14 protein-coding genes are annotated in these 11,987 nt (G+C 63.8%); 6 read left to right on the forward strand and 8 right to left on the reverse strand.

Annotated features, from left to right (window positions below):
- The first annotated feature begins 4 nt into the window (after positions 1 to 4).
- From thiM to ACX93L_RS08390, 5 genes are all read left to right on the forward strand, one after another.
- A complete protein-coding gene (gene thiM, locus ACX93L_RS08370; RefSeq protein ID WP_459404432.1) occupies positions 5 to 808 on the forward strand; it encodes a hydroxyethylthiazole kinase in 804 nt (267 codons plus the stop codon).
- Positions 805 to 1,440 carry a thiamine phosphate synthase gene (thiE, locus tag ACX93L_RS08375; RefSeq protein WP_459404433.1) on the forward strand — a complete coding sequence of 212 codons (636 nt, stop codon included), beginning with the start codon at positions 805 to 807 and terminating at the stop codon, positions 1,438 to 1,440. Before thiM ends, thiE begins: the two co-directional genes overlap by 4 nt.
- Positions 1,437 to 2,255 carry a bifunctional hydroxymethylpyrimidine kinase/phosphomethylpyrimidine kinase gene (gene thiD / locus ACX93L_RS08380; RefSeq protein ID WP_459404434.1) on the forward strand — a complete coding sequence of 273 codons (819 nt, stop codon included), beginning with the start codon at positions 1,437 to 1,439 and terminating at the stop codon, positions 2,253 to 2,255. Before thiE ends, thiD begins: the two co-directional genes overlap by 4 nt.
- Complete coding sequence (locus ACX93L_RS08385) at positions 2,252 to 3,016, forward strand: 3-oxoacyl-ACP reductase (RefSeq protein ID WP_459404435.1); 765 nt, start codon at positions 2,252 to 2,254, stop codon at positions 3,014 to 3,016. Before thiD ends, ACX93L_RS08385 begins: the two co-directional genes overlap by 4 nt.
- Before the next feature lie 194 nt (positions 3,017 to 3,210).
- Positions 3,211 to 4,173 (forward strand): dihydrodipicolinate synthase family protein, encoded by a 963-nt coding sequence (locus tag ACX93L_RS08390; RefSeq protein WP_459404436.1) that lies wholly within the window; start codon positions 3,211 to 3,213, stop codon positions 4,171 to 4,173.
- Between the two features lie 102 nt (positions 4,174 to 4,275).
- Here ACX93L_RS08390 and ACX93L_RS08395 read toward each other — a convergent pair whose 3' ends face one another.
- From ACX93L_RS08395 to ACX93L_RS08410, 4 genes are all read right to left on the reverse strand, one after another.
- Positions 4,276 to 5,310 carry an Ldh family oxidoreductase gene (locus tag ACX93L_RS08395; protein ID WP_459404437.1) on the reverse strand — a complete coding sequence of 345 codons (1,035 nt, stop codon included), beginning with the start codon at positions 5,308 to 5,310 and terminating at the stop codon, positions 4,276 to 4,278.
- A gap of 112 nt (positions 5,311 to 5,422) precedes the next feature.
- On the reverse strand, positions 5,423 to 6,034 hold the full coding sequence (locus tag ACX93L_RS08400) for a hypothetical protein (protein WP_459404438.1): 612 nt from the start codon (positions 6,032 to 6,034) through the stop codon (positions 5,423 to 5,425).
- A gap of 36 nt (positions 6,035 to 6,070) precedes the next feature.
- Positions 6,071 to 6,688, reverse strand: coding sequence for a glutathione S-transferase family protein (locus tag ACX93L_RS08405; protein WP_459404439.1), 618 nt, complete (start codon positions 6,686 to 6,688; stop codon positions 6,071 to 6,073).
- 140 nt (positions 6,689 to 6,828) lie between these two features.
- Positions 6,829 to 7,740 (reverse strand): pirin family protein, encoded by a 912-nt coding sequence (locus tag ACX93L_RS08410; protein WP_459404440.1) that lies wholly within the window; start codon positions 7,738 to 7,740, stop codon positions 6,829 to 6,831.
- A gap of 230 nt (positions 7,741 to 7,970) precedes the next feature.
- On the opposite strand from ACX93L_RS08410, the gene ACX93L_RS08415 reads away from it, so the two are divergent.
- Positions 7,971 to 8,795, forward strand: a complete 825-nt coding sequence (locus ACX93L_RS08415) for a class II glutamine amidotransferase (RefSeq protein WP_459404441.1) — start codon at positions 7,971 to 7,973, stop codon at positions 8,793 to 8,795.
- A gap of 12 nt (positions 8,796 to 8,807) precedes the next feature.
- Here the strand turns inward: ACX93L_RS08415 and ACX93L_RS08420 are convergent, their stop codons facing one another.
- The 4 genes from ACX93L_RS08420 to ACX93L_RS08435 all read right to left on the reverse strand — a co-directional run bounded on the left by ACX93L_RS08420 (position 8,808) and on the right by ACX93L_RS08435 (position 11,986).
- Positions 8,808 to 9,173, reverse strand: a complete 366-nt coding sequence (locus tag ACX93L_RS08420) for an MmcQ/YjbR family DNA-binding protein (protein WP_459404442.1) — start codon at positions 9,171 to 9,173, stop codon at positions 8,808 to 8,810.
- A gap of 5 nt (positions 9,174 to 9,178) precedes the next feature.
- Positions 9,179 to 10,396: a bifunctional phosphopantothenoylcysteine decarboxylase/phosphopantothenate--cysteine ligase CoaBC gene (gene coaBC, locus ACX93L_RS08425; protein WP_459404443.1), complete on the reverse strand. Its 1,218-nt coding sequence runs from the start codon at positions 10,394 to 10,396 to the stop codon at positions 9,179 to 9,181.
- Between the two features lie 84 nt (positions 10,397 to 10,480).
- The gene (locus ACX93L_RS08430) at positions 10,481 to 11,533 is read right to left on the reverse strand and encodes a sensor histidine kinase (RefSeq protein ID WP_459404444.1); all 1,053 of its coding nucleotides are present in this window, start codon (positions 11,531 to 11,533) and stop codon (positions 10,481 to 10,483) included.
- 15 nt (positions 11,534 to 11,548) lie between these two features.
- Positions 11,549 to 11,986, reverse strand: a complete 438-nt coding sequence (locus ACX93L_RS08435) for a response regulator (RefSeq protein ID WP_169591550.1) — start codon at positions 11,984 to 11,986, stop codon at positions 11,549 to 11,551.
- Between the last annotated feature and the right edge of the window lies 1 nt (position 11,987).

The raw sequence follows: 11,987 nt of genomic DNA on the forward strand, positions 1-11,987 counted from the left end.
CAAGATGACCAAAACCGAAACTCCCGGAACCCTGCTGACAGCCATGCGTGGGCTAAACCCGCTCGTGCAGTGCATCACCAACTATGTGGCGATGAACGTCGCCGCGAATGTCCTGCTTGCCGCGGGCGCCTCTCCTGCCATGGTCCATGCAGAGGAAGAGGCGGGCGAATTTGCCGGGTTTGCCGGTGCACTTACCGTCAACATCGGAACGCTGTCGCCAGCCTGGATTGCCGGCATGAAGGCGGCCGTCGGCGGCGCCACGGCAGCGCAACGTCCCTGGGTACTCGATCCGGTTGCGCATTTCGCGACGGGCTTCCGGCGCAAGGCAACCGCCGATCTGCTTGCGCTCGGCCCGACCGTGATCCGCGGCAATGCCTCGGAGATCTTATCGCTCGCCGGCGGCACAAGCCTGGCCCGCGGCGTCGACAGCCGTGACCCGGTCGAGCGCGCCGATGAGGCGGCAAGACGCCTCGCGGCCACGCAACGCTGCATCGTCGCGGTCACCGGAGTGACCGACTTCGTCACGGACGGCGATCGGGCAGTCCGCATTCACGGTGGGTCTTCGCTGATGCCGCAGGTCACCGCTCTCGGCTGCTCGCTGACCTGCCTGGTCGGCGCCTATGTCGCGGCCCGGCCGGAGAGCTCCTTTGATGCGACGGTGGCTGCGCTCGTCCACTTCGCGGTCGCAGGAAAGCGGGCGGCCGAGCGGTCGCAGGGCCCCGGCAGTTTCGCCATGCACTTCATCGACCAGCTCGCGGCCGTCGATGCCGCCGCTCTCGATGAAGAGGGAGAGGTGGTGCGGCTTTGAAATCCTTCGATCTCTCGCTCTATCTCGTGCTCGATCCGGAGCTTTGCCGCCCGCTCGGCATGGTCGAGACCGCGCGGCGCGCCGTTGAAGGTGGCGTGACCATGGTCCAGCTGCGCGACAAGGATGCGACCTCGGCCCGCATGATCGAAGCGGGCCGGGCCCTGAGGGCCGTACTTGTCGGCACGGGCGTGCCCCTGATCGTCAACGACGATGTCGAGGCTGCGGTCGCGATCGGCGCCGATGGTCTGCATGTCGGCCAGGACGACATAGAGGCGAGGGTGGCCCGGCAGTTGATCGGTCCCGACATGATTCTTGGCCTGTCCGTCGAGAGCGAAGTTCTGGCGGCGGCGGTCGATCCGGGCGTCGTGGACTATGTCGGGATGGGACCGGTCTTTGCCACATCCACCAAGCCAGGCCACAAGCCCCCGGTCGGCCTCGACGGGCTCGCACGAATGCGCGCCGTCACGCGCCTGCCGGCCGTCGCCATCGGCGGGCTGAAGGCGGGCCATGTCGAACCGGTCCTGAAGGCCGGCGCGGATGGCCTCGCGGTCGTTTCCGCCATCTGTGGGCAGCCGGACCCCAGGGCCGCGGCCGCAGAGTTGTCAGGGGCCATCCGAAAGGCAAGATCATGATCCGCAACATTCTCTCCATCGCCGGCTCCGACCCCTCCGGCGGCGCCGGCATCCAGTCCGACCTCAAGGCCCTTTCCGCACGCGGCACCTACGGCATGGCGGTGCTCACGGCCTTGACAGCCCAGAATACGCAAGGCGTCTCGGCCGTTCATGCCGTGCCGCCCGGCTTCGTTGCCGAGCAGATCCGCATGGTCTTTGCCGATATCCGCGTCGATGCGGTGAAGATCGGCATGATCGCCAATGCCGAGATCGCGACGGCAGTCGCCGACGCGCTCGCCCCGCATCGCGGCATTCCCGTCGTGCTCGATCCGGTGATGATCGCCAAGGGCGGGGCAAGCCTCCTCGACCCGGCGGCCGTCGGCGCGTTGACGACGCGGCTCCTCCCGCTTGCAACGTTTCTCACGCCCAACCTGCCGGAAGCCGCCGCCCTGCTCGGTGAGCAACAGGCGACCGATCGGCCGGCCATGGAGGCTCAGGCAAACAGGCTTCGTGCGCTTGGTCCCGCGGCGGTGCTGGTCAAGGGAGGCCATCTCGGCGGAACCGACAGTCCGGACGTAATCGTGTCCGAGAAGGGCACCACCTGGCTCGAGGCGCCGCGCGTGGCGACGAGGAATACCCACGGGACCGGTTGCTCCCTGTCGAGTGCGATCGCCGCCGAACTGACCGGGGGCGCCAGCCCCGAGGAGGCGGTCGCGGCCGCGAAGGCCTGGCTTGCCCGGTCGATCGCCGAGGCCGGCAGGCTGTCCGTCGGCTCGGGCCACGGACCGGTCCATCATTTTCATTCGCTCTGGAACACGAAAGGAACCATCCTGTGAGCTTGCCAATCGATCAACAGACCGTGCTTGTCACCGGCGCCGGTCGCGGCCTCGGCGCCGCGATCGCCGCAGCCTTTGCCCGAGAGGGCGCTGCGGTCGCCGTCAACTACCGCAACAGCCGTGACGAGGCCGAGGCCCTGGCCTCGCGGCTCGGTGACAGGGCCGCCGCCTTCCGCGCCGATGTGCGTGATGGCGAGGCCGTCAACCGGATGATTGCAGATGTAACCACGCACTTCGGCGCCCCGACCACGATCGTCCACAATGCGCTGGCCGATTTCTCCTTCAACGGCGATGCCCGTTCGAAACTCGACGCGATGGCGTGGGAGGAGATCGCCGCCCACATGGAGACAGGGGTGAAGGGTGCGCTGAACCTCGTCAGGGCCGCAGTGCCCAAGATGCGCGAGCGCGGCTTCGGCCGGATCGTGCTGATCGGTACCAATCTCTTTCAGAACCCGGTCGTGCCCTACCACGACTATACGGCGGCAAAGGCTGCACTCCTGTCGCTGACCCGCACCGCTGCTGCAGAACTTGGCCCGTCCGGGATCACGGTCAACATGGTCTCGGGCGGATTGCTCAGGACCACCGACGCGAGCCGCGCGACGCCGGACGCCGTGTTCGACCTGATCGCAGGTTCCACGCCGCTGCGCCGGGTAACGACGCCCGACGAAATGGCTGATGCCGCGCTGTTCTTCGCAAGCCCCTGGTCGCGGGCGGTGACCGGCCAGAACCTCGTGGTTGACGGAGGATTGGTCTTCAACTGATCGGAGGAGCAAACGTCAGCGGCGGGGAACCGGGCACGGGCGGCCATTTTCGCCGCGACCGACCCGCCCTGGCCCCCTGCGGAGTTTTCAAGAAATCTTCTGTCGACAAACTGAATGCAAGATGATATCCCATGGTCAATCCCGTTGACGGATCCACTCCGTCAACCCTCAGAGACCTGCCCAAGGAGACCGACATGAAGGCCCAGATATTTTCAGGCGTAATTCCCGCGCTCATGACGCCCTGCAATGACGACCGTACACCGGACTTCGACGGGCTGGTCCGCAAGGGCAAGGAACTGATCAGCAAGGGCATGTCCGCGGTCGTCTATTGCGGCTCGATGGGTGATTGGCCGCTGCTGACCGACGAACAGCGCATGGAAGGTGTGGAACGCCTCGTGAAGGCCGGTATTCCGGTCATCGTCGGCACCGGTGCCGTCAACACCGCCTCTGCTGTCGCCCATGCCGCCCATGCCCAGAAGGTTGGCGCGAAGGGCCTGATGGTCATCCCGCGCGTCCTGTCTCGCGGCTCTGTCGTCGCTGCCCAGAAGAACCATTTCAAGGCGATCCTGTCCGCCGCTCCGGATCTTCCGGCGGTCATCTACAACAGCCCCTATTATGGTTTCGCCACCCGCGCCGATCTGTTCTTCGCGTTGCGCGCCGAACATCCCAATCTGGTGGGTTTCAAGGAATTCGGCGGCGCTGCCGACATGCGCTACGCGGCCGAGAACATCACCAGCCGCGATGACGACGTCTCGCTGATGATCGGCGTCGACACCTGCGTCTTCCATGGCTTTGTCAATTGCGGCGCGGTCGGCGCAATCACGGGCATCGGTTGCGTGCTGCCGAAGGAAGTCCTCCATATGTGCAACCTCGCGCAGGCCGCCGCCGCAGGTGACGCGGATGCCCGGACCCGTGCACTGGAACTTGAATCGGCCCTGGCCGTGCTCTCGTCCTTCGACGAGGGTCCGGACCTCGTTCTCTTCTTCAAGCACATGATGGTGCTGAAGGGAGACAAGGAATACACGCTGCACTTCAACGAAACCGATGCGCTGAACGAAAGCCAGCGTGGCTATGTCGAGGCCCAGCTGAAGCTGTTCGACACCTGGTATGCCGAGTGGAGCAAGCTCCCGGGCGCCGTGCAGAAGTACAAGGCGTAAGCTTCAAGTTACGCGCAAAACAAAAGGCCCTCCTCGCGGGGGCCTTTCTTGTTTTGGCGATCATGCCGATCTCGGTAGCGTGACCACCGTATCGTCAGTGTGTCACGCGACGGCGTCGAGACCCTTGTCGAGCAGGCGGTCCAGCTGCTCCATCTCGGCCGCGGTCAGGGTGATCCCATCGGCCTCCGACTTCGCCCGGGCGGCGAAACGACGCTGCGACGGCAAGCGTGCGCCGCTGCCGACGATGGCATCGAACAACACCTCTGCGCGGGCAAAGGGATCGCCGGCGCGGCCCTGGGCGAAAGCCTGCGGAGACATGGCGATGATCAGTTCGCCGTGGAACGGCGCGAGCGTCGTCGTTCCGAGATAGTCGAGGACTTCCGGGCTCGTCAGGTCGCCGATCATGATGCCGGCCAGCAGTTCGATCATGGTGCCGATGGCCGCACCCTTGTGGCCGCCGAACGGCAGCATGGCGCCTGCGAGTGCGGCTTCCGGATCGGTCGTCGGATTGCCCTGGGCATCGATCGCCCAGCCTTCCGGTAGAGGCTTGCCCGCCCGGCGATGAAGCTCGATTTCTCCGCGCGCTGCAACGGATGTCGCGAAGTCGAAGACATAGGGCGAGGCATCGACGCGCGGCCAGCCGAAGGCAAAGGGATTGGTGCCGAGCAGCGGCGTCTTGCCGCCGGTGGGGGCGACCGTGGCGTAGCTCGGGCACATGACGAGACCGGCGAGACCCTTGCCGGTCACGCCCTCGACTTCCGGCCAGAGGGCGGAAAAATGCGTGCAGTCGTTGATGACGAGTGCCGCGATGCCGAGCTTTCGGGCCCGTTCGGCAAGCGCGGGCAGGCCGAGCTCGAAGGCCGGATTGGCGAAGCCGCCGGCCGCATTGACCTTCACGATCGCGGAGCCTTCGTTGAGGTCCAGGACAGGGACGGCATCCGGCTTCACCTTGCCCGCCTTGACGGTGCGCAGCGCGCCCTCGATCCGATAGATGCCATGCGATTTGCAGGCATCCCGTTCCCCGGCAACGATGACGCGGGCAAGGCCTTCGGACTGCACGGCATTAAGGCCGGCTTTGCGAAAGATGGCTTCCACGCGGCTCTGCAGGTCGGCGATCTTCAAGGTGGTGGTCGTCACTCTGTGTCTCTCCTGATCCGGTCTGACATGGCTGTCGATCTATTCTGCATACAGAGAGTATGCAAGCGCTCGAAGCGAGTAATATCCCGCAAACCGGGCTGCGGAAAGGGTCTCACGATTTGCTTTCGGGGAATGGCTTGCCGCGCCGATAGCTCTCGACCCAGGCGCGATAGGCTTCCGCATCGCCGTATTCGAGAAACTTCTCGAAATGCGGATGCGGATCCGCGGCGCGGGTCGCATGCTTGATCGGGCACCAGAAGCGCTCGGTCCGTCCGGCGATCTCCCGCGCATAGGCGATCACGCCGTTGGCGTAGCCGCAATAAACGCAGTTGAGCTTTTCCAGGCCGTTCAGATAGGCGAGATGCTGCCGGTCGATGATGACATGGCTGCCGCGCCGCACCCGCTCGATGCCATACACCCTGAAGCAGATGTGCTGGTAGATCGTCACGGAAAGGTCGAGCAAGACCAGCGGAACGATCAGGCCGTAGATGACCGGCGCCGTCAGCAGGTAGGCGAGGTGCCCGCGCGTGACGTAGCGCCAGAGGCCCGTCCGATATCTGACCTGCCATTCCCGCATGTCCGCTTCGAAGCGGACCTTGCCCTGATGCATCTGGTAGCGGAAGCGCTCGCGCTGAACGGCAATGCGCCGGTCGAGCTCCTCCTCGAGTTCCCGGCGAGCGGAGGCGAGCCGCTCCTGAATGTCCTCGAGAACGGTCTTCTCCATGGTGATATTCCTTGTCGCGAAACGCGCCTGTGTGAGTCAGCCGAAATGGGCGGCGTGAATGGGGGCGATGCGCGGATCCTGCCTCACGCGCGCTGCGAGCGCCACGATCTTCGGGCAGTGCGTGGCGAGCCATTCCTGGTCCATCCAGCCGGCCAGCATCCAGAGATAGATGTCCGCCATCGTCATCCGGTCTCCGAGGATGAACGGGCCGACGATTGCTTCCTCGAGAATGGTGTGATGCCGTTTCACATAGGCGTCCGCGCTTGACCTTACGCCTTCTGCACCCTGTGGGTCGTCCGTGTAGCGGTCGGAATATGCCTTGCGAAGCTCGCCTTCGTAGATGTTGATGGCCATGAAGACGAGCCAGCGGTCGTGTTGGGCGCGGGCCGCTGTTCCCGGCACCGGAGCAAGCCCGGATGCCGGCAGGGCGTCGGCGAGATGCATCATCATCGCGGACCCTTCCGTCATCACGGAGCGATCGGGAAGCCGAAGCGCCGGCACCTGCTGCCGCGGATTGATGGCCTTGAAGTCCTCGGTCAGGTGCAGGCCCTCGGCGGTCGTGACCTGAACGATTTCGTATGCGATGCCCGACACGGCCAGCGCCGCCTCGACCGAGGCGCTGCCCGAGCCGATAGATCCATAAAGTATGTACATGAATATGTTGCCTCCAGATTTCTGGCGACACTCTATCGCAAGGCGCGGCGATGAAAAGCCGTGTTTCGCTCTGATCCGAGGCAAGCAGAGACGCCGGGCTTTCGCCCGGCGTCGGTGTTGGTGCAGTGACGTCTCTTGGACTAGTGATCGGCCTTGATGAAGGTGCCGTTTTGCAGTTCCCGCATGGCCTGCATGAGTTCCTCGCGGGTGTTCATCACGATCGGGCCATGCCAGGCGACAGGTTCCTTGATCGGCTTTCCGGTGACCAGCAGGAAGCGGATGCCCTCGTCACCGGCCTGGACCGTGACTTCGTCACCCGTGTCGAAAACGACGAGAGTGCGGTTGCCCGACAGGTCGCGGATGTTCAGTTCCTCGCCCTGGTACTCCTTCTCGACCTTGACGCCGAAAGGCTTCGAGGCATCACGGAAGGTGCCGGAGCCGGCGAAGATGTAGGCGAAGGCCGAGCGGTAGGTGTCGACCGGAAAACTCCGGCGCTTTCCCGGCGGGATCGAGATGTCGAGATAGACCGGTTCGGCGGCGATGCCGTCGACCGGGCCGGACTTGCCCCAGAAGCTTCCCGAAATCACCCGCACGGCGGTGCCGTCGTCATCGACCACCACCGGAATGTCGCCGGACTTGATATCCTGGTAACGCGGCGCAGTCATCTTGAGCGACGAGGGCAGGTTGGCCCACAACTGGAAACCATGCATCTTGCCGGAGAAGTCACCCTTCGGCATTTCCTGGTGCATGATGCCGCTGCCGGCCGTCATCCACTGCAGGTCGCCGGCGCCGAGCAGACCGTGATTGCCGAGACTGTCGCCGTGTTCGACCGTGCCGGCGAGAACATAGGTGATCGTCTCGATCCCGCGATGCGGATGCCAGGGGAAGCCGCGAATGTAGTCCTGCGGGTTGTCGTTGCGGAAATCGTCCATCATCAGGAACGGGTCCGTCGTCGACGGATCGCCGAAACCGAAGACGCGATGCAGTTTGACGCCGGCGCCTTCCATTGCGGGCGTTGCGCGGCTTTCATGCTTGACGGGGCGTATGGACATTGTCGGGCTCCTTTCGAGCAGAACTTGAAGTTGGGCACAATATAGGGGATCCGGCGCGGGGCGTAGAGATTGCCGATGGGAACGCAGTGTTCACAAAAGGCCATGTCGCAGTGCAAAAAGTGATTGCCGCATCCGTCAAAATTCTGTCATCAATGCCGCCATGTTTAGAATTCGTTAACCATTCGGGCAAACACTGTCCTTTGGACTAACCGGATCGTTTGGGAAAAAGCATGTGTCGTTGGGCTGCCTATCGTGGTGAACCGATCTATCTCGAGGAACTCGTCACTTCGCCTGCACACTCCCTGATCGAGCAGTCGCATTGCGCGACGCGCGCCAAGACCGCGACCAATGCCGACGGTTTCGGCATCGCCTGGTACGGCGATCGTCCGGAGCCTGGTCGCTTCCGCGACGTACTGCCCGCCTGGTCCGACTGCAACCTCAAGAGTCTTGCCCGCCAGATCAAGTCGCCGCTCTTCCTCGCCCATGTCCGCGCCGCGACCCATGGCTCCACCCGGCGCGACAACTGCCATCCCTTCGTCAACGGCTCCTGGTCCTTCATGCACAACGGCCAGATCGATCATTTCGATCGCCTGCGCCGGTCGATGGAATCGATGCTCGACGACGAGCACTTCAACGCCCGTGCGGGCTCGACCGATTCCGAACTGCTGTTTCTGCTCGCGCTCCAGTTCGGCCTGCGCGAAAGGCCGATCGCGGCAATGGCGGAGGCGATCGGCTTCGTCGAGCAGATCAGCCGGCATCTCACCGGTACCGCCCGCGTCCGGTTCACGGCAGCCTTCACCGATGGCCAGACCCTCTATGGTGTCCGCTACGCGACCGATGAATATGCCCCGACCCTCTACGCCGCCCCGATGGGCGGCAAGGGTGGCTACTGTCTGGTGTCTGAACCTTTGAACGACGAGACCGACTGGGTGGAGATTCCGGCCGGAAGCGCCGTCATCCTCAATGCCAACGGCCTTGATGCGGCTGGCTTCGATCCCGCCTGGGAGCCCGAGTGCGATACAACCGAACGGCGCGAGCCGGCGATCGCACACTGACGCCGGAGAGGTTCAGTCGAGCGTCACGATCCCGAGTTCGGCGCGCAGCTTGCGGGTCAGCCCTTCCGCAACGAGATTGTAGGATCTGCGGATATAGTGGGTGAGTTCGGATTCCGAAAGCGGCGCGGTTGCCGCGACCGAGATCCATTTGCGCTTGGCGAAATAGGGTGCCTGCCCGATCCCCTCGAGCGCCGTCAGGATCTCGAAGCTCTCCTCTGAACATTTCAGCGTGATGCGTGCTCCGTCGTCGGCGGGGCTCAGCAGAGTGAAGACCTTGTCGCCAACCTTGGCCACGCGCGAGTCCCACTGGTCGAACAGCGAAACGCCGGGCAGGCGGGAAACGAAACCGTCGAAATCGGCGAGGTCGAAAAGGTTCATGGCCGTCAGGCTCCGTTCAGCCTGCCGGCGATCAGGTCAGCGAGCCGGGTCGCGACCTCGTCCTTGGAAAGGTCGGGCCATTCCGCGACGCCCGCCTTCGAGATGATCTTCACGCTGTTGCGGGTCCCGCCCATGATACCGGTCTCGGGCGAAACGTCGTTGGCGACGATGAGGTCGGCGCCCTTGCGCTCGAGCTTGGTGCGGCCATTGTCTTCGACATTCTCGGTTTCCGCGGCGAAACCGACCACGATTTCCGGCCGATTTTCGTGATGGCCGACCGTCTTCAGGATGTCGGGATTTTCCGTGAGCTGAAGGGGGGCGGGCGCTTGGCCGGGCTTCTTCTTGATCTTCTGTTCCGAGGACGTCGCCACCCGCCAGTCGGCGACGGCTGCCACCATCACCGCAATGTCCGCAGGCAGGCGGGATACGACCGCGTCCCGCATCTCTTCGGCACGTTCGACATGGACGACCTTCACACCGGCCGGGTCGGGGATCGTGACGGGACCTGAGACCAGGGTGACGTCGGCGCCCAGCCGGGCAAGGGCTGCCGCGATCGCATGGCCCTGGCGCCCCGAGGAGCGGTTGGCGATATAACGCACCGGATCGATCGGCTCATGGGTCGGGCCGGACGTGACGATCGCGGTCCTGCCGGAAAGCGGCCCGGTTGTGCCCTGGGCCTCAAAAAGCCGTTCCGCTGCCGCAACGATGTCCAGCGGTTCGGCCATTCGTCCGAGCCCGCTCTCGCCGCTCTCTGCCATTTCACCGGCGGTCGGCCCGACGAAGGAAAGCCCGTCCCGGCGCAGCGTCTCGACATTTCGGCGCGTTGCCGGGTGTGCCCACATCTTCGGGTTCATGGCGGGGGCCACGAGCACGGGCCTGTCGGTCGCCAGGAGCACCGTCGACGCAAGATCGTCGGCAAGGCCGTTCGCCATCTTCGCCATCAGGTCGGCCGTCGCGGGTGCGATCACCACGAGGTCGCAATCGCGGGCAAGCCGGATGTGCCCGACATCCTGCTCGTCCTCACGCGAAAAGAGTTCGGTATAGACGTGGCTCGCCGACAGCGCGCCGACGGCAAGCGGCGTCACGAATTCCTGTGCGCCTTGCGTCATGACGGGCCGGACCATAGCGCCGCGTTCCCGCAGCCGCCGGATCAGGTCCAGGCTCTTGTAGGCGGCGATACCACCCGAGATGATGAGAAGAATACGCTTTCCCGCCAGTGTCATGCGACAGGCAACCTCCGTTAAGTCGTGGCGACACTATCGCAAATTGTCGGTCAGGCAAATTGCCGGGACAAGTGAGCGCAGCCGTCACTGACGGGCGGCATGGGTGACGCAGATCTGCAGCGGCACCTCGACGACGGTCCCTCGTTCCGTCTCGACATGGGCAAGTCCCGGCCCGAGCGCCGCGGCCATCGACTTGACGATGCGGCTGCCGAGACCGGTTCCACTGGGAGCGTTACCCTGTTTCATTCCGATGCCGTCGTCCTCGACCCTGAGCAGTGCCTCATTCTCGCCGATACGCTTCAGGAGGACGCGAACCTCCCCGCCGGCCTCGTCGGGATAGGCATATTTGTAGGCGTTGGTGACGAGTTCGGTGACAATCATGCCAACGGAGACCGCCCGGTCGGCGGTCATGGAGATCGCGTCGGCGTCGAGCCTCAGGTGAAGCGGCTTTTCCGGGTTTTGCAGCGAGCTCGAAAGCTCGCCTGTCAGGTTTTGCAGATAGCGATCGAGTTCGACCCGGCTCACGTCGTCCGAGGTGTAGAGGCTACGATGCATGCCGGCGATCGCGGTGATGCGGGCCTGGGTTTCGGAGAGCTCCGCCTTGACGTCTTCGCTTTTCGAATTGGATATCTGCAGGCGCAGCAGGCTGGCGACCAGAGCCAGCGAATTGGCAACGCGATGGTTCACCTCCGCGAGAAGAGCCTCCGCACGCTCCTTGCCCTGACGGATTTCCTCGTCCGCCTTCGCCTTGGCCGCCCTGAGCTGGGCATTCGCCACCGAATGCTCGATGGCGCTGATGAGGAGCGGCATGAAATCGTCGCTGACCGTCTTGATGACATAGTCCGAGGCGCCTGCCCGGATCGCCTCGATGGCGATCTGTGCCTCGTTCGATCCCGTCACATAGACGACCGGGAGCGAAATGCCGCGGGCGCGCATGCGCCGCAGCACCTCGTGGCCGGTGATCTGGCGCAGATAGTGATCGAGTACGATGACATCGTAGCCTTCGACATCCAGAAGCGCGAGTGCGTCGTCCGGCGTTTCGGCATGGACTACCGAATGGCCGATGCGTTCAAGCGCCTTCTGTACAAGCCGTACAATCGCCGCGTCGTCATCCAGATAAAGAACCCGGATGCTCATGGGCGACCACTCATGTCATGGGATCTGCATGACCGAGAAGAACAGCCCGAGTTGCCGGATGGCATTGGCAAAATTGTCGTAGTCGACGGGTTTCGTGATGTAGACATTCGCCCCGAGATCATAGCATCGCTGAATTTCGCGTTCGTCATCGGTCGTTGTGAGGATGACGACAGGCAAACGGCGCGTGTGAGGATTTGATTTCACTTTTTCCAGGATATCGGTGCCCGACATGTCCGGCAAGTTGAGATCGAGCAGGATCAGCAGATAGCGGTCAACTGATACATTGCCGCTACGGTCCTTGCCGAGAATGAAGTCGAGCGCGTCATTTCCATTGGTGAACGGGATGATCTCGTTGTTGACGCCAGCACGGCGCACATTCTTCTCGATCAGACGGGCGTGACCCTCGTCGTCCTCGATCATCACGATGGTAACTTCTTTTCCCACGGCCTTCATC

Source organism: Rhizobium sp. CAU 1783 (assembly GCF_054551725.1).

Coding starts and splice junctions, on each gene's coding strand:
- thiM (WP_459404432.1), top strand. CDS start 5: ATGACCAAAACCGAAACTCCCGGAACCCTGCTGACAGCCATGCGTGGG.
- thiD (WP_459404434.1), top strand. CDS start 1,437: ATGATCCGCAACATTCTCTCCATCGCCGGCTCCGACCCCTCCGGCGGC.
- ACX93L_RS08390 (WP_459404436.1), top strand. CDS start 3,211: ATGAAGGCCCAGATATTTTCAGGCGTAATTCCCGCGCTCATGACGCCC.
- ACX93L_RS08400 (WP_459404438.1), bottom strand. CDS start 6,034: ATGGAGAAGACCGTTCTCGAGGACATTCAGGAGCGGCTCGCCTCCGCT.
- ACX93L_RS08405 (WP_459404439.1), bottom strand. CDS start 6,688: ATGTACATACTTTATGGATCTATCGGCTCGGGCAGCGCCTCGGTCGAG.
- ACX93L_RS08410 (WP_459404440.1), bottom strand. CDS start 7,740: ATGTCCATACGCCCCGTCAAGCATGAAAGCCGCGCAACGCCCGCAATG.
- ACX93L_RS08415 (WP_459404441.1), top strand. CDS start 7,971: ATGTGTCGTTGGGCTGCCTATCGTGGTGAACCGATCTATCTCGAGGAA.
- ACX93L_RS08420 (WP_459404442.1), bottom strand. CDS start 9,173: ATGAACCTTTTCGACCTCGCCGATTTCGACGGTTTCGTTTCCCGCCTG.
- coaBC (WP_459404443.1), bottom strand. CDS start 10,396: ATGACACTGGCGGGAAAGCGTATTCTTCTCATCATCTCGGGTGGTATC.
- ACX93L_RS08430 (WP_459404444.1), bottom strand. CDS start 11,533: ATGAGCATCCGGGTTCTTTATCTGGATGACGACGCGGCGATTGTACGG.
- ACX93L_RS08435 (WP_169591550.1), bottom strand. CDS start 11,986: ATGAAGGCCGTGGGAAAAGAAGTTACCATCGTGATGATCGAGGACGAC.